At 36.8% G+C, this 24,166-nt stretch carries 26 protein-coding genes; 9 read left to right on the top strand and 17 right to left on the bottom strand.

Annotation, left to right across the window (positions count from 1 at the left end; genetic code table 11):
• Positions 1-77 precede the first annotated feature (77 nt).
• From ACK4M9_RS02870 to ACK4M9_RS02860, 3 genes are read right to left on the bottom strand one after another with little or no spacing between them, the layout of a single operon-like run.
• Complete coding sequence (locus tag ACK4M9_RS02870) at positions 78-932, bottom strand: phytoene/squalene synthase family protein (RefSeq protein WP_409847755.1); 855 nt, start codon at positions 930-932, stop codon at positions 78-80.
• Positions 916-2,379 carry a phytoene desaturase family protein gene (locus ACK4M9_RS02865; RefSeq protein ID WP_409847752.1) on the bottom strand — a complete coding sequence of 488 codons (1,464 nt, stop codon included), beginning with the start codon at positions 2,377-2,379 and terminating at the stop codon, positions 916-918. Before ACK4M9_RS02865 ends, ACK4M9_RS02870 begins: the two co-directional genes overlap by 17 nt.
• The gene (locus tag ACK4M9_RS02860) at positions 2,379-3,878 is read right to left on the bottom strand and encodes a phytoene desaturase family protein (RefSeq protein ID WP_409847749.1); all 1,500 of its coding nucleotides are present in this window, start codon (positions 3,876-3,878) and stop codon (positions 2,379-2,381) included. Before ACK4M9_RS02860 ends, ACK4M9_RS02865 begins: the two co-directional genes overlap by 1 nt.
• A 341-nt stretch (positions 3,879-4,219) precedes the next feature.
• On the opposite strand from ACK4M9_RS02860, the gene ACK4M9_RS02855 reads away from it, so the two are divergent.
• The 3 genes from ACK4M9_RS02855 (at position 4,220) to ACK4M9_RS02845 (ending at position 5,333) form a co-directional block, all read left to right on the top strand.
• Complete coding sequence (locus tag ACK4M9_RS02855; RefSeq protein WP_409847747.1) at positions 4,220-4,363, top strand: hypothetical protein; 144 nt, start codon at positions 4,220-4,222, stop codon at positions 4,361-4,363.
• Positions 4,356-4,640: a hypothetical protein gene (locus tag ACK4M9_RS02850; protein ID WP_409847745.1), complete on the top strand. Its 285-nt coding sequence runs from the start codon at positions 4,356-4,358 to the stop codon at positions 4,638-4,640. The genes ACK4M9_RS02855 and ACK4M9_RS02850 overlap by 8 nt, the downstream gene beginning before the upstream one ends.
• A gap of 279 nt (positions 4,641-4,919) precedes the next feature.
• Positions 4,920-5,333 carry an SET domain-containing protein gene (locus tag ACK4M9_RS02845; RefSeq protein WP_409847742.1) on the top strand — a complete coding sequence of 138 codons (414 nt, stop codon included), beginning with the start codon at positions 4,920-4,922 and terminating at the stop codon, positions 5,331-5,333.
• A gap of 155 nt (positions 5,334-5,488) precedes the next feature.
• On the opposite strand, the gene ACK4M9_RS02840 is transcribed toward ACK4M9_RS02845, so the two are convergent.
• The 7 genes from ACK4M9_RS02840 to ACK4M9_RS02810 form a co-directional block, all read right to left on the bottom strand.
• Positions 5,489-7,228, bottom strand: a complete 1,740-nt coding sequence (locus tag ACK4M9_RS02840) for a methyl-accepting chemotaxis protein (protein WP_409847740.1) — start codon at positions 7,226-7,228, stop codon at positions 5,489-5,491.
• Between the two features lie 363 nt (positions 7,229-7,591).
• Positions 7,592-8,365 (bottom strand): ABC transporter permease, encoded by a 774-nt coding sequence (locus ACK4M9_RS02835; RefSeq protein WP_409847737.1) that lies wholly within the window; start codon positions 8,363-8,365, stop codon positions 7,592-7,594.
• Positions 8,352-9,326 carry an ABC transporter ATP-binding protein gene (locus ACK4M9_RS02830; protein WP_409847734.1) on the bottom strand — a complete coding sequence of 325 codons (975 nt, stop codon included), beginning with the start codon at positions 9,324-9,326 and terminating at the stop codon, positions 8,352-8,354. The genes ACK4M9_RS02835 and ACK4M9_RS02830 overlap by 14 nt, the downstream gene beginning before the upstream one ends.
• Positions 9,327-9,511: 185 nt before the next feature.
• Entirely contained in the window at positions 9,512-10,762 is a 1,251-nt protein-coding gene (locus tag ACK4M9_RS02825) for a hypothetical protein (RefSeq protein ID WP_409847732.1), read from the bottom strand.
• The gene (locus ACK4M9_RS02820) at positions 10,752-11,291 is read right to left on the bottom strand and encodes an RNA polymerase sigma factor (protein WP_409847729.1); all 540 of its coding nucleotides are present in this window, start codon (positions 11,289-11,291) and stop codon (positions 10,752-10,754) included. The genes ACK4M9_RS02825 and ACK4M9_RS02820 overlap by 11 nt, the downstream gene beginning before the upstream one ends.
• A gap of 550 nt (positions 11,292-11,841) precedes the next feature.
• Entirely contained in the window at positions 11,842-12,087 is a 246-nt protein-coding gene (locus ACK4M9_RS02815) for a transcriptional regulator SplA domain-containing protein (RefSeq protein ID WP_409847726.1), read from the bottom strand.
• Between the two features lie 152 nt (positions 12,088-12,239).
• Positions 12,240-12,566, bottom strand: coding sequence for a toprim domain-containing protein (locus tag ACK4M9_RS02810; protein ID WP_409847723.1), 327 nt, complete (start codon positions 12,564-12,566; stop codon positions 12,240-12,242).
• A gap of 288 nt (positions 12,567-12,854) precedes the next feature.
• On the opposite strand from ACK4M9_RS02810, the gene ACK4M9_RS02805 reads away from it, so the two are divergent.
• From ACK4M9_RS02805 to ACK4M9_RS02795, 3 genes are all read left to right on the top strand, one after another.
• A complete protein-coding gene (locus ACK4M9_RS02805) occupies positions 12,855-13,751 on the top strand; it encodes an acyl-ACP desaturase (protein WP_409847720.1) in 897 nt (298 codons plus the stop codon).
• A gap of 158 nt (positions 13,752-13,909) precedes the next feature.
• Positions 13,910-14,650, top strand: a complete 741-nt coding sequence (locus ACK4M9_RS02800) for a glycerophosphodiester phosphodiesterase (protein WP_409847717.1) — start codon at positions 13,910-13,912, stop codon at positions 14,648-14,650.
• 27 nt (positions 14,651-14,677) lie between these two features.
• A complete protein-coding gene (locus tag ACK4M9_RS02795; RefSeq protein ID WP_409847714.1) occupies positions 14,678-15,958 on the top strand; it encodes an MFS transporter in 1,281 nt (426 codons plus the stop codon).
• Between the two features lie 33 nt (positions 15,959-15,991).
• Here ACK4M9_RS02795 and ACK4M9_RS02790 read toward each other — a convergent pair whose 3' ends face one another.
• Complete coding sequence (locus tag ACK4M9_RS02790; protein ID WP_409848271.1) at positions 15,992-16,636, bottom strand: DsbA family oxidoreductase; 645 nt, start codon at positions 16,634-16,636, stop codon at positions 15,992-15,994.
• Positions 16,637-16,824: 188 nt separating this feature from the next.
• Positions 16,825-16,971 carry a hypothetical protein gene (locus tag ACK4M9_RS02785; RefSeq protein ID WP_409847711.1) on the bottom strand — a complete coding sequence of 49 codons (147 nt, stop codon included), beginning with the start codon at positions 16,969-16,971 and terminating at the stop codon, positions 16,825-16,827.
• A gap of 143 nt (positions 16,972-17,114) precedes the next feature.
• On the opposite strand from ACK4M9_RS02785, the gene ACK4M9_RS02780 reads away from it, so the two are divergent.
• Entirely contained in the window at positions 17,115-17,255 is a 141-nt protein-coding gene (locus ACK4M9_RS02780; protein ID WP_409847708.1) for a hypothetical protein, read from the top strand.
• A 78-nt stretch (positions 17,256-17,333) separates the two neighbouring features.
• Here the strand turns inward: ACK4M9_RS02780 and ACK4M9_RS02775 are convergent, their stop codons facing one another.
• Both ACK4M9_RS02775 and ACK4M9_RS02770 read right to left on the bottom strand, forming a co-directional pair.
• Complete coding sequence (locus ACK4M9_RS02775) at positions 17,334-18,233, bottom strand: GNAT family N-acetyltransferase (RefSeq protein ID WP_409847705.1); 900 nt, start codon at positions 18,231-18,233, stop codon at positions 17,334-17,336.
• Between the two features lie 624 nt (positions 18,234-18,857).
• On the bottom strand, positions 18,858-19,448 hold the full coding sequence (locus ACK4M9_RS02770; protein WP_409847702.1) for a vWA domain-containing protein: 591 nt from the start codon (positions 19,446-19,448) through the stop codon (positions 18,858-18,860).
• A gap of 99 nt (positions 19,449-19,547) precedes the next feature.
• On the opposite strand from ACK4M9_RS02770, the gene ACK4M9_RS02765 reads away from it, so the two are divergent.
• On the top strand, positions 19,548-20,042 hold the full coding sequence (locus ACK4M9_RS02765; protein ID WP_409847699.1) for a hypothetical protein: 495 nt from the start codon (positions 19,548-19,550) through the stop codon (positions 20,040-20,042).
• A 64-nt stretch (positions 20,043-20,106) separates the two neighbouring features.
• Here ACK4M9_RS02765 and ACK4M9_RS02760 read toward each other — a convergent pair whose 3' ends face one another.
• The 3 genes from ACK4M9_RS02760 to ACK4M9_RS02750 all read right to left on the bottom strand — a co-directional run bounded on the left by ACK4M9_RS02760 (position 20,107) and on the right by ACK4M9_RS02750 (position 22,623).
• Positions 20,107-21,540 carry a DUF4153 domain-containing protein gene (locus tag ACK4M9_RS02760; protein WP_409847697.1) on the bottom strand — a complete coding sequence of 478 codons (1,434 nt, stop codon included), beginning with the start codon at positions 21,538-21,540 and terminating at the stop codon, positions 20,107-20,109.
• Between the two features lie 110 nt (positions 21,541-21,650).
• Positions 21,651-22,295: an HAAS signaling domain-containing protein gene (locus ACK4M9_RS02755; protein WP_409847695.1), complete on the bottom strand. Its 645-nt coding sequence runs from the start codon at positions 22,293-22,295 to the stop codon at positions 21,651-21,653.
• The gene (locus tag ACK4M9_RS02750; RefSeq protein WP_409847692.1) at positions 22,282-22,623 is read right to left on the bottom strand and encodes a PadR family transcriptional regulator; all 342 of its coding nucleotides are present in this window, start codon (positions 22,621-22,623) and stop codon (positions 22,282-22,284) included. The genes ACK4M9_RS02755 and ACK4M9_RS02750 overlap by 14 nt, the downstream gene beginning before the upstream one ends.
• A 259-nt stretch (positions 22,624-22,882) precedes the next feature.
• Here ACK4M9_RS02750 and ACK4M9_RS02745 point away from each other — a divergent pair, with 259 nt between their 5' ends.
• Entirely contained in the window at positions 22,883-24,118 is a 1,236-nt protein-coding gene (locus tag ACK4M9_RS02745; protein ID WP_409847689.1) for an ATP-binding protein, read from the top strand.
• Positions 24,119-24,166 lie beyond the last annotated feature (48 nt).

Here is a 24,166-nt window from a genome sequence, read left to right as displayed (position 1 = left end):
GTTTTTCAAACATTTCGCTTTGAATCTTCAAAAAAAAAAACACACACCAACTTGGTGTGCTAGTCGTTCCATACTGATTATGCTAATGCCTTCATCGTTTGTTTGATTAGCTTAAAAATGTTCGCTTTCTCTGAAGAAGAAACAACTGCTCGTTTCGTAAAAACGTTGTAGTTGTTTTTGCGGATTTCATTTAAAATCGCACGGTAGCTAAAATTTGCAGCTTGAACTGGTAATCTCGAATACAGCGGATAGTCGTTTGTTGACTCTAATGCTTCTTCGTACAACCTTTCCGCATAGGTAGCTAAGTCTTCAACGAGTCTCGTAAATCGATCATCAACGATGTTTGCCGTTAGATCCTCAATCCCATAGTTATACTTTTGTAAAAGATCTGCAGGGATATAGATCCGATCTCGGTCTAGATCTTCACCAATATCACGCAAGATGTTTGTAATCTGCATGGCAATTCCTAATTTAATTGCGCCCTCTTTCAGTCTTTCCGTTGGTTCTGGTGCTAAAATTGGTAAGAGCATCAGTCCGACAGAGCTTGCTACTCGATAAGAATAATATTCGACTTCAGCCAAGCTGTTGTAGCGATTTTTCTGAAAATCTAGTCCTTGTCCTTCGATCATTAAATAGAATGGTTCAGGATCCATTGGAAAACGAGTGAAAACATCATTAAGAGCTAACCAAAGTTTGTTTTTTGTTGAAAATTCTCCTTCTAAAAACAAATCCAATTCACGTTTAAATTGAATTAATTTCTCTAACGATTTTTCTTCATCGACGATATCATCAACGTGACGACAAAACGTATAGACGGCCCAAACCGCCATTCTTTTTTGTTCAGGTAAAAAAGAAAATGCTTTGACAAATGTTTTTGAATTGGTGTTCATCACTTCATAACAATAATGATATGCTTCATCTAACCTCTTCATATGACTTTTCCCTCGCTTCCGTTAGAATATAGTTTGCTAATAGCTTTGCCCCCTGCATTACAATTGGGATGCCGCCACCTGGGTGGATACTAGCGCCGACGACATACAAATTTTCATAGTCAAATGGTTTAACTTGCGGTCTAAAGACACCAGATTGGGTTAGGGTTGGAGCGATCCCAAAGCTACCTCCTTGATATAAGCCATCAACATGCGAATCTTTTGGTGTACGAATTTCTTTCCAGACGATATGATCTCGTAAATTCGGAAAACCACGTTTTTCTATTTCAGTAATGATTTGTTCAACATAGTTATCAATATTATCCCAATCAATGTCAAGGCTTGCTGGGACTGGAATTAAACCATATAAAACGCCATGACCTTTTGGAGCCAGACTGTCGTCAATGATTGACGGATGAAACGTATAGATGGCTGGATCTTTTGGTAATGTCTTATGAACAAAGACATCTTCCATATGTTGTTGTAAATCGTCACTCATCAAAAATTGGTGAATGACGTTATTTTCATAGATTTTCGATAATCCTAAATAGAGTAATAGACAACCAGATGAAGGAACAAACTTCTTCTTCATTTTGACCTCTGGAAGTAATTCCTTAATATGTGGGAAATCTCCGTTATAAACGACCTGATCAAACAAATGTTGTCTATTCTCAACCGTTACGCCAACGCAACGCTTTTTGGAACAGAGGATCTCGGTGACATTGCTGTTAAAGCTTAATGTTACACCTCTTTCTTCTAATTCGCTTACCAAAATTGATACTAAACTAGCATATCCTCCCTTTACGTACCAAACCCCATGAAAATGTTCGCTAAAAGGAACTAGAGAATAAAGTGCAGGTGATTTGAACGGTGCGCCACCGATGTATAACGTTTGAAATGAAAATGCTTCTTGCATCATCGGATCGTTAAAATACTGTTTTGCTTGGCTTTTAACTGTTTGGTATGCTTTTAGTTTTAGTAATGTTTGGATGTTGGGTCCATTCCAAAAGTCTCGTTTTTTTATAAAGTCACGATCAAGAAAAGCTTTCTTCCCTTCCGTAAAGCGAAACTCCATTTCTTTTAAATACCGATTGAAGTTGTTTTCCTCACCTGGAAACTTCGCTGAAATTTCCGCTAATTGTTCGGCAAGGTCACTCCATTTCGAAAAGGAACGACCGTCGCGGTAGGATAGCCGGTAGAGAGGGTCACAGCGGACAAGATCTAGTTTGCTAAGATCAATTCCTACCTCAGTCAGTATTTCCTTTAACATATCAGGTAAAAGCACGATCGTCGGCCCCCGATCGACTTTGTAGTCACCATGTTTTACAAATGATAGACGACCACCTGCCTCTTCATTTTTTTCAAAAATTGTGACATCATAGCCATTTTTACTCAAATATAAGGCGGTAATTAAGCCTCCAATACCTGAACCGATAATTGCCGTTTTCATTATGCATTCCTCTTTTTCTGATCAAGTTCTACAATACTTCTTGCTGTAATCCTAGCAGACTCAAAAATGGTTGGGAGTCCACTTCCAGGATGAGTTCCACCACCGACAAGCCAACAATGATTTAACTCTTGGAATTGGTTGTGGGGACGGAAATACATCATTTGCCGCAAATGATGCGCTAAATTAAAAGTTGCGCCACGATAAACATGAATGTCTTGGTCCCAGTCAAGCGGTGTAATCATTTTTTCCTCTTCAATAAAATCCTCTAAATTCTGATAATCGGTCTTTTGGGCGATCTGATCTAAGACGAGCTTGCGAAACTGATGTTTATGCTTTTCCCAATCTATTAAACTATAATTGTTCGGCACGGGCGCTAAAATATATAAGGCTGACTTCCCTTTCGGCGCTAGCGTTTTATCAGTAACTGATGGGTTATGAATATAAATCGATGGATCTTGAGACAACGTTTTTGTTTTTGTAATTTCCTCTACATTTTTTCTATAATCATCGGAAAAAACAATTAAGTGATGCGGTAAATCAAAGCTTTTGTTAACACCTAAGTACAACATAAATGTTGAGCATGAATAATCTTTCATTTCTAGCTTCTTTTTTGAGAATTTCTTTAAGTGATTATCCTCAATAAGTGAAGTCATCGCATGGGCAAAGTCAGCATTCACAACGACTTCATCAAACGAATGTTTCGTACCGTTTTCAAGTCTAATTCCGGTGACATTCTTTCTCTGATCGATGATTAGTTTTTTTACACCACTGTTTAGACGAATGTTGCCACCTAATTCACTCACTACTTTGGCCATTGCTTTCGTTAGTTGATTTAAACCACCAATTGCATGGAAAATTCCATATTTATGTTCCATATAAGAAAGGATGCTAAAAGCACCAGGACATTCCCATGGTGACATCCCTAAATATTTCGATTGAAATGTAAAGGCCAGCTTTAATCTTTCATCAGTGAAGTAATTGCTTAAAACACCATACAATGATTGATTAAGAGTTAATTGCGGCAATGCTTTTATTGTTCGCCACCGTAAATAATCAAATAATGAGTTATGACGGTTTTGTAAGATTGGCATTAACGCATCCATCTTTTTCTCGGTATCTTTCATAAATTTCTCGTAACCTAGTTCATTACCAGGGAATTTACTCTTTATTTCCTGCTTTGTCTTTTCTTGGTCACGGTATGGGGAAATGCTCGTGTCAGGGAACTTTAATTCATACATTGGTTCAAGCTCGACTAATTCGAGATAATCTTCTAGCTTTCGACCTGTCGCTTCAAATATTTCTTCTAAAATATGTGGCATGCTAAAAAATGTTGGTCCCATATCAAACGTATAATCTCCTAATTGAATACTAGAAGTTCGTCCACCAACATAGGCCTGTTTCTCAAATACTTCGACTTGGTAACCTGCGTTTGCAAGTAACATCGCTGCAGCTAAGCCACCAGGCCCAGCCCCGATAATAGCAATTTTCTTCTTTCCCATCCCCGTCACCTCGTATATTATTTCTCTACAGCTTTTGAACGTATAACGATTTTATACCTATTGTATATATTGTGTATATCATAATAATTAATCGACTTAGAAGCAAATGATTTGCTCAAAAAAATGATTTTTAGTCAGTCAACAGTTTTCCTTTGGTACAATATTGAATTTTGGATTAAAGAAAGTCGGTTTCTTGTATTTAGTTTTTCGTATCGAAACAAGCATTTTTTCGAGGTGTTGAATAGTTGGTCGTTTAGAGTGGCACAAACCGCGTTTTTTTCACATAAGTTATATTAATGAATCAAAAGGTTACTTGGCTCAACGAATTGGGGTGAAAGTGAATGTCTTATAGAGAAGCGGTTTTATTAGTTGTCGTACTATTTGTATTTATTTCCTTCACAGTAGGGGCTGCAGATCCTGAGCGTGAAGTTTTAATTCGACCTGGACTAGTGCCTTTAGTTGACGCGGTGATGAATGATGGCTAAAAATAAATTTAATTCTTTTTCTGAAAATGAATGGAATAATTTAAATAGTATACTTGATCACTACAAGTTAAGTCCCCAACAAATTGCTGTTATTGCAGCAATTCTCTTTGATGCCCTTTATGTAAAGTCAATCCTCGTTGATAGAGAGCAAACGATTGTTATACTGTTAGAAGGTTCGTTGAAACAACAATCAAAGAACATGGAAAAATTGCTTAATGAACTTCGTAAATGTAGCATTGAAGATTTAATGGACATATTATCATCTAGAAAAAAATAGTCTAATCGGTCGATAGCCCAAAATCTTCAGTACGGGGCAACACAACTAAAAGGCGCGCATTAGAAGTGCACGCCTTTTCGTTATGTCGATCGTTTTCCCATTGCTTGTACAAATATAAGCTTGTACCTTACCCATCTAAAAAATAAAAATTCTCAGGATAATTATTAGAACACCTTTCTTCAATCAGTCGTAGCTTATCTGACTCGATTACGTTATAATGGTTTCTTAATCATTTATCAAGTTTAAGTAACTAATAATAAGAACACGAAGGTGATGTATTTGATCGAGGTTAAGACTTCCACACTGACCGATAAAGATGCTGAGTTTAATCGAGGGGTATTTGCGACAGAAGATATAAAAAAGGGCCAGTTGTTTCATATTGCACCTGTCATTCCTTATCCAAATGTAGAACACATTTTAATTGAAGAAACCGTTCTTAGTGACTATGTTTATGAATATGGAAAAAACCATTCGGCTGTCGTTTTAGGTTATGGAATGCTATTTAATCATTCCTTTGAACCTAATGCCGTTTATGATATTGACTTTTCTACTCATACGTTTAAGTATTATGCCTACAAAGATATAAATGCGGGTGAAGAAATTCTTATTAACTATAATGGCGATGTTGATGACAAAGAGCCCTTATGGTTTATGAAGGATGAGAAAGATACCACTAAAACCGAAACTAAATAAGTAAAAGAGCCAGGATACTATCCCATTACTTTGATAGTAGACTGACTCTTTTTCTATATATCATATTTTAGTTGCTGACCCAGAGTTAACTTCAACGATATTGCGATGAAACCAATGTAGAAAGTCTCATAAGGATCATTAGTAAGAGGTTTACTTTAGAGATCTATACGATTATCTTTTAATTTAAATTTTTCTACCTGGTTGTGAAGATCACTAGAAAGCCTAGAAATATTACTTGTCTGCTTAACAACTTCTTTAATGGCTATTAATTGCCCTTCTGAAGATGCCGCTACTTCCTCGGTCACTGCAGAAGTTTCTTGGATAATCGCTGAAATATTCTCAATAGCAGCAAGAACTCCGCCGATGTCATGACGAATTTTTTCAAAAACGGCTTCGACTTGCTTTGTATTCGTTTCTGTTGCCGAGACTTTGTCTACAATTTGGTCTAAAGCATTGCCCCCACGTTTAATTAGCTCCACTTGCCCATTAACTGAAGCTAGATTTTTTTCCATCGCAGCTACAGTATCATTTGTTTCTGATTGAATATCACTGATTAATATTACGATTTTTTCGGCTGCTTGTTGTGATTGTTCCGCTAACTTCCTAACTTCTTGCGCTACGACAGCAAATCCTTTACCACTATCCCCAGCCCTGGCAGCTTCAATAGCCGCATTTAAAGCTAATAAGTTCGTTTGATTAGATATATCTGAAATAACTGTAACGATACCACCAATTTCTTGAGAGCGTTTTGATAAATTATGAATCGAATCTGTTGCAAAGACAACTGTTTCAATCACATCACTTAATTGATTTACTGCTTCGTTCATAACTTGTTGGCCTTCTAAGGCGCTATTCGTTGATATTTGTGCGTCTTCCACTGTTCTACTAATTTGCTTTTGTCCAAGTTCTAATTGTTCGACAGCATTACTCATTCTATCTAAGATAGAATTAGCTTCTACCGTTTGTTTGTTTATTCCGCTAGCTGTTTCAACCATAGAAATTGTAATTTGATCAGCTTGTTCACCAGTTTGTTGTGCACTACTATTCAAACCTTTTGTCGAACTCAAAATCGAGTTTGCAGTATAATTAATACCCTGAATGATTTTATTTAAATCGTTGACCATATGTTGGAATGACTTAGTTAAAACACCAACCTCATCATTTGAACCAACATCAATATCTACCGTCAAATCACCCTGACTAACCTTTTGAACTTGTGATGTCAGCTTCGTGATAGGTTTTGTTAGATAACGTGAAAAGAAAAACGTGATAATAATACCCAGTATTAACATCGATATTGTTATAAGCAGGCTATCTCGTCTACTTTTGTTCAACAATTCATAGATTTCTTTCCCCTCATAATCTATGCCCAATATGCCTAGAAACTCTCCATCCTTTGACTTTATTGGAAGATAGGATGATACAAGTGCACCATGTTCTTCAGTTTTACTTAGCTCCCCTTCTGTTTTCGATTCAGTTTCAAATGCTAGGACTAATTCAGGATATAATTCAATTTCTTCTTCTATATCACCAAGTTCCGATGCATCATCAGCACCAATCGACATTCCGTCGGCAACATAATAATATGTATACTGATCTCCCTCTAATACACGCGTCATCGTATATATATACTCAAGGCCATTCGCTTTCCTGATTTCGTCAAACTGCTTTCGTAGTTCAAAATAATAGTCAGTTTTATTATCTATTGTAATCTGTTTGTATTGCTCTGTATCAATGACTTCAATTGCATACTCACCTATAGAACTTGCCTGCTTCGCTACAGAGCTTACAACCAAGTTAGCTGCAGAGTTATAAATAAAATAACTAACTCCTAGCCCTAACACTAGTATCAACGTTGAAAATAACACAATAATTTTCGTTTTTAATCCCCACATAGTTCCAACACCCCATAATATTCTCTCTAATTATAAAAGTACATGATTTGAAAGTAGCCAACACAAATCCATATCCTAATAAACAAAAAAAATGGCAACAATAAAATTTTGCAAAAACACACGTATACTTCTTATACATTATTTAGATACTCATGTCCACAGAAACTTTCCGTATAACTTGAAGTTCACCAAATAAACTAATATTGTTTTAGAGTAATAACTTTTCTTTCTGTTTAGTAAAACTATTTATAAAACAAGAGGCATAATCAAGGGGGGCTTTGAGAGTTAGTTACCGAAATAAAAATGGTGTTAAACCCCACTTACGGTAGAACTCTACCATAAGTGTGTCTAACACCCCTTTTATCAGTATTGACCTAGTAACCCTTTCTTCATCGCAATCTTTTCGCAACGATGGAAGACGATTAATCCTAAAGCCATGTAAACAATTGAATTGGTTACTAGACTAACGAAATCAAACCATGGTAACTGTGTTAGCGTTAGGTTCTCCATCATCACAATTCGAACCATATTTACACCTTTAACAAATGGTGCTAGTTCGAGAAATGGAGCGACAGAAATCGGAACAAAGACGAGGCCCATTAAGACAAATTGGAAAATCTGTAGAAATGCCTGGATTTGCTTAACGATAATCGCTAAGCCAGCAATCATAAAGCTGACGCCTACCATGCTAAACATCGTTAATAAAATAATCGGGATTGTTGTCATTGGGTTAAGGCTAAGCCATTGACCAGACGTTAGCATTGCTGCAAAAAGTAAAACGATCATAATGATAAACTGTAATAAAAACTGGCCGATAATTCTAGTAAGCATGATCTTCCACACACCAAGCGGTGACATGTATAACTGTTCTAACGTCCCTCGCATCGCCTCTGTAATGATCGCAAAGCCAATAAAATTCATCGTCATCATCGTCAAGCTCCAAAAAACTACACTAACAATCGAATATTGCACATTTACATCAAAACTTGCTGGGTCACCTATAAACATAATTCCAAAAAAGGCCGCTAAAAAAATGACATAAAATGTGACGAGCAACGCAAGCGTATTGGGTAGATAGCGCTTCATTTCAATATATTCCTTACGAAGATTTGCTTTAAATAAATTAAACCATTGCATGCTGCTTTTCTCCCTTCATGATTTGCATAAATACTTGTTCAAAGTCAATTGTCGTCCTGTCAATACTTTCAACAAGTGTTCCTTCTGTTTTAAAAAGATCGAAAAGCTCGTAAATATCCTCACTTCGCTCTAGATTAACAGCAACAGTGGCCTCATGACTGCTTGATTCATAGGAGCTTAAAGGGAACCGCTGATGCAATTGCTCTTGCTGGCTTACGCTTAGTACTCCATCTAATTTTACCGAATATGCCTTCGTTTCAAATAGCTTCAGTAAATTTTCAACCTTTTCATCAACAACGACCGTTCCTTTGTTTATGATGACTGTGCGGTGACAAAGATCTTGAACAACTGGCATATCGTGAGAGCTAATAATAACCGTTCGTTGTTCTTCCTTAACAATCGTTTTTAAAATTTCGCGTAGCTCATAACTAATTTCTACATCCAAGCCTAATGTCGGTTCATCTAGCAAAATGACTTCAGTGTTGGCTAGTAAGGCAACTGCAATCGCAAGCTTTTGCTGCATTCCCCGAGATAAGCCATTGACAAGTTCATTCTCCTTCTCTTTCAGTTGAAACTGTTCTACAAGCTTATTAACTTGATAGGCAACCTCCTTTCTAGAGAGACCACGGTTACCAGCGAAATATTCTAGGTTTTCGCGAACGGTTAAGCGCCAGTAAAGGTTTCGATTCCCTTCTAATACAGCACTAATATGACGTAATGCTTTCAGTCTACTTTTCTGTATATCTAATCCGTTAATCGTGATCGTCCCTGCATCAGCTTGTAATAAGCCACAGATCATTTTAATCGTCGATGTTTTCCCCGCCCCGTTTGGCCCTAGTAAACCAAGGACTTCACCACGATATACATCAAAAGAAACATTATTTACCGCTGTTATGATCTCATTTGTCTTTCTCTTTACATACTTCTTTTCAATTGCATGCACTTCAATCATTTTTTCCACTCCACATTCATCCTCTCTCTTACGCAGTTTCTAATTATAGTATAGTTAGAATATTCAAATGCACCTACTTGCCAGAGGTGGAACTTTTCTCCGCCTCTAGTTGGATATTTTCAGGACAATAAAAAAAAGCAGTTCACACTACTATACGTGGAGTGAACTGCTTTAAGTCAATTTCTCGTCAGATTTTACGGACTATGAACGTCACGCGCTATGCCAATTAAATACCACTCACCCTCATGCTCTTCATAAATGAACCTAAGTGCTTGCCACTGATACCACAATTCTTCTGATGGTCGAGGTGAATAGTACTCAACATACTTTGCCTCAGGAAAATAGTCTGGAATCGTATTAATGATACCACCACTATCTACTTCCGAATCATTAAACGTAATTACATCGTAGTTGATCTCCCAAGTTTTTTGCCCATTTCTCTGCTGCGAACCACCTAACAATATTTTTTCAACATAATCATTCACTGAAAATTCGAAGGTGTAATCACCCATATCTTGACCCCATATGAACGTTTCCGTACCCTCTAAATGACGTAGCTCATCAATGGTAAAATGAACTTCATTGGAATACGGACTTCCAGCATCAGCATAAAAGGAGAAAAATAAACCTTCTGTTGGGTGAACGTGATCAGCAAGTTTTAACCAATCAGCTGCTTCTAAATGATCAAAAATTGTTTCGGTCTTAGAAAGTAATTCAGTCTCTATATCAACTGGTTCGTCGACAATAACGGAATTGTCATGACTATATTTTTCTATCCAAGCTTTGTGCCATGTTGGATAGTCAATGTCATGAAGTTCTTCGAACGTTTGACCGTCGATCGAATAATGGACACCATACAACGCTTCCTCTGATAACGGAAATGATGTTCCACCGATTGGTATTCCGTCACTAAGCATAACTGATATAGTCGTCTTCCCCATCGAGCCATGCTGATAATCTAGAGAATGGCCTTGAACAGTAAATAATTCAGTATCGATTAATTTTTCAAAATAATTATCAGGTTCTATCTCTTGGAGGGCCCATTCATGAATAAAGGGCGGTTGCACTATTTTTTCCAATGTTAGGATATACGAATTAATGGAGCCGTCATAGGAAACGATGTCATAGCCTTTTTCTTCTAGATAGCGTTTTGCAATTTCACCATTCTCACTGATTTCAATGATTTCGGACTCATCATGATCTAAAAACAAGGAAACTGTATCAAAAATAACTTGCTTCCCACCAAGAAAAGAGATCCAAACAAGCAAAAAGGCAGTCACTGCGATCCCACTCGTAATTAACGAACGCTTCTTTATTTTCCTACGATATTCGATTTGGCGAGCTTTTTGTAATAAGGTTTGTTTCGCTTTTAGTACAAACTCCTGCCTTGGTTCGAGTTCAGAAGAAGCATTAAGTGTATTAAAAAATTCATGTTCATTTTGCATGTTCAATTCCCTCCTCTATATTAAATTTAAGTGTCTCCTGAAGTTTTCTTAACGCTCGAAAGTAATCAACTTTCACCTTTGCTTCTGAAACATTGAGAATATCTGCTGTTTCACGAATTGAGAGCTCGTTAATCCCTCTGAGAATAAGAACAGCGCGGTAATTTGGTTTTAATTTAGAAATTGCTCGGTGAATGACTTCTTTTTGCTCTTTCGTTTCCAATAACTGATCAGGATTATCGTCCTTCGAAACAAGGGCAGCAAAAAATCCTTCTTTAAAGATCAAAGAAAACTTATTACGACGAAAATGATCAACTGCAACATTTCTGGCAATCGTCAGAATCCATGTTTTTAAGCGATATTGTTGATTAAATTTAGGTAGCGATTTTAGGACTTGAATAAATACTTCCTGAGTTAAATCCTCCGCATCATTTCTACTCCCTGTAAAACAAATCAAAAACCGATAAACATCTCGATAATACTCATCATATATACGTTCAATCTGGTCTTCTAAATGACTTGGATCATACAATTAATACCCCTCCTTGCCCTTAATTTTCCTTATCATGAATTATTCGGATAAGGACATGAAAAAGTTACAGTTCTGAAAAATGTTTTTTTCTATTATTCTATCAGTAAATGGGAGAATTGTTATCGCTATTCTGGTTTAAAAGCAATTGAGAGCTTCTGTTTTTTAAAATCATTCTTCTCAAATCGAATTTTGAGTTGTTGGCAATTCTTCAAAGTTCACCATTCCTTATTGGTTCGTTTATAATGGAATCAAATAGGATCGAACGAAAGAACGCTCGATCCAAATGGTGATGACTACTTTTCGAAAAGCTGACAACCAAAAAAATTACATTACAGATTGGTAAAGATTGGGGGCAAGGATTTTATGACAGCAAATAAAACTGAGAAATGCTATTGCCTCGAGATCTTCCGTAAAAAATATGGAAACCACGTCAACGGCAAATGTTTAAAATTAGCTTGTGAGCGTTATCGTCGTGAAACCGAAAACCCTCAATCAAAAAAGGTGCCAGGTACCTGAGAGGATTACATCCAGGTGCCTGGCACCTTTTCAGTTAATCCTCTTCGTATAGCTCCTGAAATGCTGCTTCGGCAGTTTCTTGTGAGGCAAAAAGTGCATCGTCATCTTCAATTGTATGAAATGTTTCGTGCAAAAATAGCGCAACCTTATTTGGGTCCTTCGGATGCTGAACAATTTCTGCTGGTGCGACATTAGCAACCGTCGGGGTGTGAGGATTATGGTATATCACATGAACCTCATCGCCTACTTTCACTGTCTTTGGATCGATTGTATCCATCATGATCATCCTTTCAATTATCAAGTAGTTATATTGTTTGCAGAAAGGAGGATATTATGATGAGTGCAGTGGAGTTTATAGATTAGCTATACAGGTTAGAATATGAACTTAACTGTTCCTAGTAAAATCAAGTTGAGAATTGCTGTGAAAAGGCGCTAAATTTCTTTCACCTGAAAAAACTTACTTAAGATCTGGGCTAAGTAATCGAGCGGAGTATCTTCAATTTGACGATATTCTTTCTCCGTATATAAATGCGTTGCATTAGGCAATTCTCTTTTTAACTGCCTTCTTAATTTTTCTCCAGACTCATCCTCATCTACAAGGATATAAACATCTTCATCCTCAATCGGGAAAATCAAATCCTCAAGCTTCTCAATGCTCAAAGTACCATTTGTACAAATGATATGAACCTGTTCCTGCAATACTTGCTTTACTCGCTTTCGATCACTCGTTCCTTCCACGATTAATACCTTCTCTTCCATCAAATCACCCTTAATACTATATTTACGTTACTAAAGTTAAAAATCTTGCATTTTGTTCTAAAATGAGTATACAATAACTTCAGTGCTGTTTTTTGATTTATCTAAATTATTTGAAATTGCATATTTCAATAAATATCCTATCTTCATGAAAAGGGTATTACCACATTAACGTTATTTTTAATTTCTTAATATCATTTTGTTTTAGAGGAGAATTTTTTGTCGATAATAATTATTTAGAGTCACTCATTCTTAGGACAACCTACTCTAAAATAGAAAAAGGAGAGAGAAATGTTAACAAACCATTTAGATTTCAGATTGGAACCAAAAATACTTGAATTGTACGAAATACATAAAGAAAGATCAGAAAAAATTGATTGGGGTTATCACGACTACCTTCCATGGGATAAGGCGCAAGACTTTCGTAGAGTTCCGTGGGATGAAAGTCAGGTAACATTACCAAAAGGTATTATCACAGCGGTTGAAACGGCATTATTAACTGAGGTGAATTTGCCTTGGTTTACATCTCATTTAGATCAAACGTTTAAAGGCTCTTTATCTTGTATTCGTGATTTTGTTCATACTTGGACAGCTGAAGAAGATCAGCATTCAAACCTTTTAGAAACGTACCTGTTGATCACAAGAAACGTTGATCCAAAACGCTTACATCAACTACATAAACAAACGGTTGAAATGGGTTGGAGTCCAGATTATGAGACGCCTTTTGAGACGATGGTCTACACTTCCCTTCAAGAATTGGCAACGATGGTGTTTTACAATAATGTTGCCAAAGAAGCGAAAAACTATGATAAAGATTTGGACTTGCTACTAAAAAGACTTGCTAAAGATGAAACGTTACATTATGCCTTTTATCGTGACGTCATAAAATACCATTTAGAATTAGAACCAAACTACTGTTACTACTTAGGGAAAGTGATCATGAACTTTCAAATGCCTGGTACCGTTATGCCTGATTTTGAAGATCGCATGTCGATTATTGCAAAAGAAGCCAATTATGGGCCTTTAGAATATTTCGACCAAGTATTAGAAGCAATCATTGAGTACTGGGAGATTGAGAAACTAAGACCAATTGCACCTGAAGCAGAAGCTGCTAGGTTAGAAATTCTTGAATATCACCGGAGAATGAAACGAGTCAGAGATCGTTTTTATAAAAAGAAAGCAAAATAAAACTCAGCAATGGTGCCAGGCACTACCAAGGGAACTCCCCTTTTGGTGCCTGGTACCATTTTTTTTTGTAAAGTCTATGTAAAATTTAGAATAGATTAAAGGAAAACTAGCTTTCTAAACGAATTTACTTATTATTACTATAGATTGAGGTGTTCAACATGATGAAGAAGACGTTAATATTTGCACATCGCGGTTATTCAGCAACTCATCCCGAAAATACGATGGAAGCTTTTGAAGCAGCATTACAGGTTGGGGCGGAGGGCCTTGAAGTTGATGTTCAACTTACAAAAGATCTTGTTCCTGTCATTATTCATGACGAGACTGTTAATCGAACGACAAATGGCGCTGGCTGGGTCAAAGATTTAACTCTTGAAGAAATTCAGAAGCTTGATGCGGGTAGCTGGTTTCACCCCTCTTTCGCAAAAGCAACAATTCCAACATTAACGCAATTACTCGAGTGGATCAAAACCACACCGCTTCTACTAAATATTGAGATTAAAAGCGGCCTTGTTCATTACCCTGGAATTGAAAAAATAATCTTAGAACACGTCGAGCAATTTAACTTAATTGATCGTGTCATCATTTCTTCATTTAATCATTATAGCTTAGTAGATATCCGCAAGCTTCATAGCAAAATTGAAACGGCGATATTATTTATGGAAGGGCTTTATGAACCATGGAATTATGCGAGAAGCATTGGCGCACAGAGCTTGCACTGTTACTATCCTGTCGCCGTTCCTGAGCTAATCATCGGTGCTACAAAAGCTGGAATGCCTGTTCGACCATTTACTGTTAATAAAGACGCTCATATTGAAGCCTTAATAAAAGGAGGTTGTGCAGGAATTATTACAGACTATCCTGAAAAAGCTCTGAGTATTCGTGAAACGTTAGCCAAGTAATTTAATTCAGTAATGGAGGTTTAGGAGATGAAAGAAAGTAAACCTTTTTCTTACAGTAAAATTTTTGTGATTGGTAGTGGCTTCTTTGCATTAATGCTTGTTTGGACGTTTTACAATGCTTATATGCCCTTAATTCTTGGCGAATACATTGAAAGTCGAGCGATCCGCGGTGCGATCATGGGCCTAGATAATCTGCTTGCAGTGCTGCTTATCCCAGTTATTGGCGCTTGGTCAGATCGGCTCGATACAAAAATCGGTAATCGGCTCCCGTTTCTCGTCATTGGGATGCCAATTGCAGCACTATTTTTTATTCTCATTCCTTACGGAGCTACTGTCACATTGTGGGTACTCCTCGTTGTCGATATCGTCTTCTTGTTTGCAATGACGATTTACCGTGCTCCTGTCATTGCGTTAATGCCTGACCATACCCCTTCTGAGAAACGGTCAACGGCTAACGGAATCATTAACTTTATGGGTGGGATTGGGGCGATTGTCGCTTTGTTTGGACTATCGACTCTTTATGGGATTGATCGAACCTATCCGTTTATCGTCGCTGGGCTACTCCTTCTGTTAGCGTTTATGTTACTTTACTTCACCGTTGATCGTCATCCACCGTATGTCGGACGAACAGATGATGAACTCGAAGAAACACAAGCAGCAAAATCATTTTTTCACGGTCTTCGCCTCCTAAAAAAACCTGAATTTAGAGGGCATCTTTTTATTCTCATTGCGATATTTCTCTACTTTATCGGTTATACAGGAATCGAAGCTTTATTCACCGTCTATGCTGTCGAATATTTACAGATGGAAGAAAGCGCGGCAGGGTTTACACTCGGCTTTTTCAGTTTAGCTTTTGTTCTTTTCGCGATCCCAGCAGGCCTTTTAGGTAGTAAGCGAGGCAAAGCACCAATGATGTTACTAGGGTTAATTCTTTTACCAATGATTTTCATTAGTATCCCGTTTCTGCCCTTACTTGATAACCTTTTTCCAAGTATGAATGAAGTTCTATTACTACAAATCATACTTTTCATTGGTGGGATTGCCTGGGCTTTTATAAATGTTCAAGCCTACCCATTAGTAGCCGATTTAGGCGGAAAAAGTAAAATTGGCTTTTTTACTGGTTTATATTATTTATTTTCGATGGCCTCAGCGATCATCGCTCCAGGGCTTTTAGGTCTTTTAATGGATTTATTTACACACCCTGCCCTGTTCTTTGGTGCTGCTGCGAGCTTTGTGATTGCCTTTTTATTCCTGCGAAAAGGGAGCCAAATCATTCCTAAAACTGACCGAAAACTTAAAATTAGCTAAGAAAAGACATTAGGTGCCTGGCACCTAATGTCTTTAAAGTTCACAGCCATTTTCATCGCAAACGGCACCGTTAAGATTGCTTGCACTGGAGAGATTATCTTTTTCTATAATCTGTTGTAATGTTTGAACAAATGTTTCTGTCTGTTGCGCTCCAGTAATCGCGTACTTTTTATTAATTAGAAAGAATGGAATGCTACGTATTCCATAATTTTGCGCTTCTTGTTGGTCAGCCCGAACTTGATCACTCATCGCATTTCCTGCCAACATCTCTGCAACTTGATCACGATTTAAGCCTACATCTGTCGCTAGCTCAAGCAGCGTTGCATGATCACCGATATGTTTAGATTCAGTGTAAAATGCTCGGAGAATTCTTTCTGTCATTTCTTTCATTAACCCATGATTTTTTGCAAACATCGTCAAGCGATGGGCATCAAACGTATTCGTTAACACTAATGTATCAAAACGAAAGTCTAAATCTTCCTCACGTGCCGTCTTTTCCATATTCTTGCACGTTGCTTTTGCTTCATCTATACTCATGCCATACTTTTGCGATAATTTTTCGTAAATGTTATAGCCAACATCACGCTCTACGGTAGGATCTAGTTCAAAGCAGCGATAAACGACGTTAACCGGATGTTCCAACTGGTTAAGTGCGTCCTCCAGACGCCTCTTGCCAATATAGCAAAATGGTCAAGCGAAATCTGTCCACATTTCAATTTCTAACATCTTCTTCCCTCCAATCTAGTATTACAATTTAAGTATACCGATTTATAAGACCAAAGACCAATGAAGCGAATTTTTAAATCAAAAATTCACAAAGAAAACGTACTAGCTACCACTGTAACTAGTACGTTTTTTCCGATTACTTAAACATCCGATGAATCGTCATAATCGTAGCGAAATCCATCTTTTTGCTCTGCAGTTGTACCTTCACTCTTGTTCTTCTCTTGTTGTTCAGTTTGCTGTAGATCTGTTTGTTCTAAATTTGCTTTTTCCCTTTTTGAAACGCTCATCATACCCCTCCTAAAAAACTTAGTAGCCCTTCTTAGCTTTTGTAAGGAACGATCTTACTATTCGCGCCTGGCTTGATAAGAGAAATGACGTATATTTTTCCAGAAACGCAAAAAACTAGCTATAAAAACAAGGAGGTCTTTCTATGGATGATAAAAAGACAACGGTTGCTGGAACTGACATTGATGAAGTGAAACGTCTCAACAACCAATCCGGTCTTTCCTATAATGAAGCAAAGATTTTGCTTGCTAGAAAAAAAGGGTTCAACAACAGTAAACAAGAATAACTGGCGAGTAGTTTAGTCAAAAAATATTTCCTAAATCCTTTTGCGATAATCGGAACAACCACAGCACTTCATTCGTTGTTAAAACTGTTTGTCCCAAGGATAACGAATAAATTTTGGAATAAAGCCAGCTGACAAGTAGATTGGCAGTGTCGACTCGACAATTACTTCCTCTGCCCCGCTCGCGATACAGCGGCGGATACTTTCTAATAATGCCGCTTTCCCTAATCCTTTTTTTCTAAAATCTGGATCAGTGCAAACTGGTTCAACGTAACCGACTTTGTTTTCTTTACATAGCCACATTCCTACATACGAGGCAAATTGACCATCGGGAGCTACCGTCACGATTGTTAAATCCTTGCGAAAATTCGGAGCAGATTGCATCAATTCGCGATCGTTTACACTATCTTCCGTTGGTTCACCCTCGTGGTCAAAGCCTCTCCATTGGACACGGTCAACCTTGACGAGATCATTATCATCATCAAGGCTAGTTAAACTAAACCCTTCAGGAAGATGTATTTCAGGAAACGGTTGGTCCATATTGAAGAAAGTGACGGTATGAGCTTGTGTATAACCATCTTCTCTTACATAGCCATTGTTTAAAAAAAGCTCGTTCAACTCCAAATCGAAGTCATGTCCATAAACACGTAACTTTTTCTTACCGTTCTCCGTTTTATAAAGAAATTCCTCAGCATGAGCGAGCATCTCAGATTTTAAAAACGTGAAGTCAGGGTGAAAAGTGAAGTACGCGTCACCTTCGCCAAGTTCATTGTGTACGATGGCAACTATTTCCCCGTTCACCTCCCAGACACCACTCTTTTCTGTGAATTTGTCCTGATAATAGCTGTGATAATGCATATATTCCCACCTTGATGGATGCCAATTGATAAACTTACCACCTGGTTCGTATGTGTCAACGAAAAGTTGATAAACCTTTTTATAATCACTTTTCCGATTGTAAAACCGCTTTGTTACTTTCATTTCTCAATCGCTCCTTTTTTGTAAAGAATGTCTAAATTTTACTAGACCTTCCTAAAAGCGATACTTCAGTCATTTAAGTCAAAAATTAATTAAAAGAGCTCTCCATCTTAAAATGAAATTGGCGACTTCGTTCACCGCGCAGTAAATACTTTCTGTCTAAATAGATTGCTCAAAAAGTAAATACAAAAAAACTATAAGAAGGAGTCCTATCTTATAGTTTAATAATCCTTAATAGAATGATAAACAAAACCGGAGCAACAACTAGTTGCCAGGCATATCATTGTAACGAAAGGAATACACGTTCTATAAAAATGACTGTTTCTCGCAATTAGAAAAGAAGTCTAAATAAGCCTAAAATAAAATAGGCAAACAACCAATCTTCTTTTCTGATTTTCAATTTCTGAATTAGCGAGTAGTCAATATCATTTTTACAGAGGCCTCCTTTGATCATCTAAGCTAATCATAGCTTTTTTCCGAATTTTATACAATTGAACATTCTGTGAAATTATTCCATTTTTTAGACAACGATGATAAGTTTTATAAACTTAAAGACGCTACTATTGTTGCCATAGTAAGCGCATTGGTGCAATTTTACGGTTTTCTATATTGAGCATTACTTTACCCCTACTTAACACTTTGTCTTTTCTCAGCTACAACATCACATACGAAGTCATACATTTTTTCTACACCTGTAGTAGTAGCTTCAAAGTTGTATGCATTCGTTACATCAATCCCGATGCTATCAGCCTCAGTTTTAGAATCAATGTTGGCGCCAAGGAAAATAAACTCCCAGTTATATCTCTCCTTTTGATGTCTAATCATCTCTTCTACCTTTTCGTAGCTGAATTTACGGCTTGCATTTTCCATACCGTCGGTTGTGATGACAAAAATTACGTTGCTTGGTCTTTCATCTTCCTTTGTTTTTACTAATCTTAAGCCAACATCGACAATTGTCTTTCCGATAGCGTCAAGAAGGGCTGTAGTGCCTCTGACAAAATAGTTGTCACTAGTTAACCTTGCATCTTCTGCTGGAACCCCATCACAGATGATTTCATACTTGTCATCGAAAAGGACAGTTGTGACTACTGTATCACCTTCTAATTTAGTCTGCCTTTCGATGAAACTGTTAAAGCCACCAATTGTATCTCTTTCAAGGCCTGCCATCGAACCGCTCCTATCAAGGAGAAATATAATCTCTGTTAAATTCGTCTTCATCTCATTATCATCCTTTCAATTTAGATCATGTTATAATAGTAACTGAGTTCATTGTTTATTTGGTCGCCTAGTAAGCGACATTTTATGGAGGTTGGAAAAATGCTAGAAAAACAGTTATTAGTAGAATTACTGGACTATGTAGAAAGCCACCTAATTCAACCTATCTATGATCTTTGTGAGCAAGAGAAGATTTATTCTGAAAGTCTGCATCATATCGAATTAGAAGATTTTGTTAAAACAAAACGGAAACCAACATTCGCTGAAACTTTGTTCCGGTTTATTGATAAAAAGGGGTATAGTGATGCTGACATTTATAAAAAAGCAGGACTAGACCGTCGTCACTTTTCAAAAATCCGTTCAAATCGCGATTACCGGCTTGGGAAAAATTCGGCGATCGCACTTGCCCTAGCACTTGAACTAACGAAAAAAGAAACCGAAAAACTGTTAAGTTCTGCCGGCTTCTCTTTGTCTGATAATGATACATTTGACTTGGTTATTCAATTCTGTCTAGAAAAGAAAATCTATGATCTATACGACGTCAATCAAGCACTCGATTATTTTAGTTTAAAGCCATTGATTAGAGGTACAAATTAGTATTCAATTATTGTACCGAGACGTCATCAAAACGAACGATGATAACATTTTCTATTGATGTTTTTTATTGCATTTGTCCGAGTGCTTTTTTTGCTCGTTCACGAGAAAGGTTAAACGATTGCCATGTTACTTTCTCTTGAGAGATCTGCTCTTGTTTCCTCACTAACAACGCTTCTAAACCAACGATATCTGGATGTTTAAAGTTTAGCTCAACAAGGGGTGGAATTGCTGAGTACGATAATCCATCTACATATTCAAGATCGATATTACCTGTTGTTTCGTAGCGTTCAATATTTTTTGAGACAACCCATTGATCAATGCCAATGAGATTTAACCCTAGATAGTAAACAAGTGCTGCAATAATATAAAAACGCATAAGCGGTAGTCTTGTAATCCAAACTTTTACAAGTGTATAAGCTAGGATAATCATTAGAAAAACCATAAATGTATAGACAAGAAATCTTAGTGACGTAAATCCGTAGGCTTGCTCATATAACATCATCCTTACGTAAGCTGATGATAGCAATACTGTACTAAAAACGATGAGAAATGTTAATAAAGTCTTAATTATTTTTGATTGTTGATTTTTTATAAAAGAAATTGTACTTATTAAAATACAGTAATTAATCATCGTTACAAAGATTAATTCGAAAAATCCCCTTCTTGCATATTCTGCAAATGAAAACCCTGCTTGTAGTGTGCCGCTAAAGAGGTACTGAAACTGTACGATTGCAAACAAAAGATATACAAAATTCACAAAGATCAGGATTGTTGTGATCGTTATCGTATCCCAGTTTCGTTTTCCTTCATTTGCTGAAACTTCCTTAATGATCGTTCTTTTGTTAACGACTTTAAAGTAACAATGAAAGGCTATTGTGAACAATCCAATTTTCAAGAAGTTCCAAAATACGTCTGTTTCTAAGTTGAGGAACATTTCTGGAATGACCTGCAACATCTCCGTAAATTTTGCGTCAGCAGCAGATAACAACGAAATGATAATAAATAACAATGGTATTGAGAGGAGAACACCAATAGCTACTTTCTTGCCAATTTGGTATGTCGATCTGTCAACCTTTCGTCTCAGTTGTCTTTTGCTAATCGCAATATACACCCTACTACAGCTAAGCATTTGTGCTAGCTTCTTAACAAGTAACGATAAAAGCGATTTCGAATACCAATGCACAAACGTCGAGCTTGTTAGCATGATTGTATGAACAAAAACCAACAATGGAATTAACAAACTATTTAACATCTCAAAAAAAGGATTTGAATAGACTGCAAAACTAAGCGCCAACAGCCAAATTGTTATAAAGAAGAAATCACTGATCTGTTTATTTTGAAATGAACGTATTCGAAAATGGTAAAAGAAAAATGTATAGAAAACTAAAATAAACACAGTGTAAGAAATTCCAACTCGTTCTCGAAGTAAGCAAACTTCAACAAGGACAGCTAAAAAAATACAAACGGTTAGCAATGTCCAACCCTTCTTTGTTTTCATCATATTCGCTCCTTTTAATTGCATAGAATTTCTATGTAGTTCAATAAAAAACACCTTAAAAAACACCCTTTCAAATACCTAGTAAAACGATATAGTTTAGCAAAAAAAAATTAGACAGACCGGATCGTGCCCCAGCGAAAACCGGCATAGCTAATTGGATATAAGAAAATCGTACAAAGTATACAAACAGCAATAAATGATGGTGTCAACAACGGGTCGAACCACTGAAATGGCATAATCCGAAAGACGACGAGGGCCATTAAAAGTAAGTTTGGTGCTAAGGCGATGTAAAAGGTCTTTCTTAGCAGCTCTTTCCCACCTACGCCAAACTCTTTGCCAATTTCATATCCCAACAACACCCAGAAAAACATGTAAAGAATGATTAATACACTCGTAATACTCGTTAAAACTGTCCATAGCTCTGCAATGATCAACGATGGAATTTGATTATAGAGTATTGTTAAACAAACTCCGCCGATAAAAAACAAAAGATTTGCTGCGATAAATGTCCATTGAATTTTTGTTGGTGTGACCTCGAGTTCTTGGATGTAGGTAGTAGCAATTTGTTCAGGAGAGCCCAATCGTTCTACGATTTTAGCCATTGCTGCCGCTTCATTAAGTTCGTCACTGCTCTTGATCTCTTCGAGCATCTCGGAAATATGCACCTCAAATTCCTGAAGGAGCTCTGCGCGATTATCGACATTCTTTAGTTGTTTTTCTAGCATGATTAAGTAATCGTGCTTAGACTGAATCATATCCTTTTCTCCCAATCACTTTATCAATCACACGAACAAAACTTTGCCATTCACTTGTTTTTTCATCTAATATTTCTTTTCCAATCTCGGTAATTCGGTAGTATTTCCTTGCAGGGCCTTTATCTGGTTGCTGCCAATAAGCTTCAATGTATTGCTGTCGTTCTAATTTGTGAAGAGCTGGATATAACGTCCCTTCCTTCACCTGCAAAATATGACCGCTTCGTGCTTCCATCTCTTTGACAATCTCATAGCCGTACATGTCTTTTTCTACTAACAACTGTAATAAAATCAATGACGTACTGCCTTTTACAAGTTCACGATTAAACATCGTCGTTTCACCTACCTAGAATACAAAGGTATATTTCTCCATTATCATATCTGCTTTTAAAAAAAAATGCAACTATTTTACAAAATAAAATGTTTTGACCATAAACAAGCATTTTGACCAATTCAACTAATAGTTCTAGCGGGAATGACTATTGTGTTCTATTAATCTTGTTTTTTCGACATTTTTTGAATTTTGCTAGAATTAACTCGTAAAATTTAATATAGTAGTAATAAGGAACATCTGAGAAAGGAGAACAACTATGACTGAAACGTTACTGATCAATTTTCTTATCTTGCTCTTGCCAGTCATAATCTATCTAATCTTTCTTGAAAATAAGATTAGTTTAACGAATAAAAATCTCCTTCTAGTACTAGGAGCAATTACAACAATCCTTTGTATGAGTTATCCAATTAGGTTAGAACTTGGCTTTACGTTCGATTTAAGGTACTTCCCTTTTATCATAGCGTCCCTTTACGGAGGTTACAAAGTTGGTTTCCCGTTATACATCGTGATCAATGTGTACCGTCTCATCATCGGTGGTAATGGCATCATCCAATCCTTTCTATTATCAACAGTCATTTTTTTATTAGTCCCACTTTTACATAAACGGTTTATGAGATTAAGTTCGACTAGAAAGATAGGCTGTGCAGCGATGGTTGCGTTAGGGATCATTCTGCTCTTTATTTCTACACTGACAATGTTTTATGAAACATTAAATCGTGAGTATTGGATTGTTTCGATAAATGCGATGACGATTTACGTTGTTTGTATGATTTTTATCATGATTTTAGTGGAGCAAATCCACCACAATATTTTAAGACGCGAAAGGTATGCTCAAGCTGAACAAATTAATGTTATCAACAATCTATCGGCTAGTGTCTCACACGAAATAAGAAATCCATTAACAGTTACTAGTGGTTTTCTACAGTTGTTAAATAAATCAAAAACGCTTACTGAAGACGAAAAAATGTATGTTGATTGGTCTTTAAAAGAGTTAAATCGCGCTGAGAAAATCGTCAGTGATTTTCTAGCCTTAGGTAAACCACAATCACAAAACATGGTGCACTCTAATTTTAAAGAAGAAGCAGAATATGTTAAAAATGTCATTACACCATATGCAAACCTTCACGAAGTTACCGTTAATCTGAGCTTTAGTAACACTTTATCGAAAAAATATGATAAAAACCAAGTTCAACAATGCTTACTCAATCTTTATAAAAATGCAATCGAGTCAATGATTGATAATGGTGGAACTTTAAACGTCGACGTTACCAATCATGCAAATAGCATCATAATCAAATTAGAAGATAACGGAAATGGCATGACAAAAGAACAAATTAGACGTTTAGGTAAGCCCTATTATTCGACGAAAGATGAAGGAACAGGGCTCGGCATGTTCATGGTTTATAACACCGTGACGAAACTTGGCGGCAAAATTGATGTTAAGAGTGAAGTAGGAAAAGGAACTACGATCTTGATTACAATTCCAGCTTAAAAGAAAAGGACCAGGTACGAAATCACTCGTACAACTGGTCCTTTTCCA

This window comes from Anaerobacillus sp. (genome assembly GCF_046314235.1).
Lineage (GTDB): Bacteria > Bacillota > Bacilli > Bacillales > Anaerobacillaceae > Anaerobacillus.
The sequence above is the reverse complement of the archived record's forward strand: the minus strand, read 5'-3'. Positions and strand labels throughout refer to the sequence as shown.